This window comes from Pseudomonas helleri (genome assembly GCF_009600315.1).
Lineage (GTDB): Bacteria > Pseudomonadota > Gammaproteobacteria > Pseudomonadales > Pseudomonadaceae > Aquipseudomonas > Aquipseudomonas helleri_A.
The window spans coordinates 1-863 of sequence record NZ_WIWC01000093.1 but is presented as its reverse complement, the minus strand read 5'-3'; the positions used below and the strand labels follow the sequence as shown (position 1 = coordinate 863).

Genomic DNA, 863 nt, shown 5'->3' with positions numbered 1-863 from the left:
CACCTTTGGCAAGTCTGCGACAGTGAATGGCCGCAGCCCAAACGTGCTGCCCAGCCAGTCGGTTGTCTGTTGCCGGCGCACTTCACGTTAGAGCAGTTGGGCACGTCGCTGGCGGCGTTGCAGCAGCCTTTGCGTCAGCAGGGCTTGGCGCAGATGCAGGATGAAATGCGTCATGACTTTCTGCTGCGATTGTCCCGCGATTTGCAGAGCGAAGGCATTGCGCGCTGGCGTCAGGTGCTCGCGCCGTTGCTGGGTGCGTTTGCCCGTGGCGTGCCGCTGCGCGGGGTGTGGTTCAGCCTGCCGCAACTCCGCACGCTCAGTGAGCGAAAACACCATTGGCCGCTGGATGCTGCGTGGCAGGGTGTGTTGGATGATGCACCTGCGCACCGCCGCTTGGGCTGGAGCGCGCCACGTATAGGCTATGCGCTGGCAGTCGGCTTGGTCGCGTTATGGGGCGCAGGCCTGTTGCTGTCATTTGTGACCAACCGCGTTCAAATCGCGCAGGTACAGACTTCACTGGCGGCCTTGCAGCAACCGGAGCAGGGCGATCCACAGCTTATGGCGCTGAACGAACTCATGCGCGAATTGGCGCGGCTCGATTATCGCGCGGTAAACGGTGTGCCCTGGTATCAGCGTTTCGGCCTTAACCAAAACCCCGAACTGCTCAAAACCCTGTGGCCCCGTTACGTTGAGGCCAATAACCGATTGATACGCGATCCCGCCGCGGCCAATCTGCACCAGCAACTCAGTGCGTTGCTCGCGCTGCCGCCGGGCAGTGCCGAGCGGGCCAATCGTGCCCGTGGCGCCTACGATTTATTGAAGGCGTACCTGATGATGGCGCGCCCCGAAAAGGCCGACGCGGC

1 protein-coding gene is annotated in these 863 nt (G+C 62.5%); it reads left to right on the top strand.

Annotated elements, in window-relative coordinates; all coding sequences use genetic code 11:
* A partial coding sequence (locus tag GHN86_RS22970) for an ImcF-related family protein (protein ID WP_228389648.1) occupies positions 1–863 on the top strand: 863 nt, incomplete at both ends.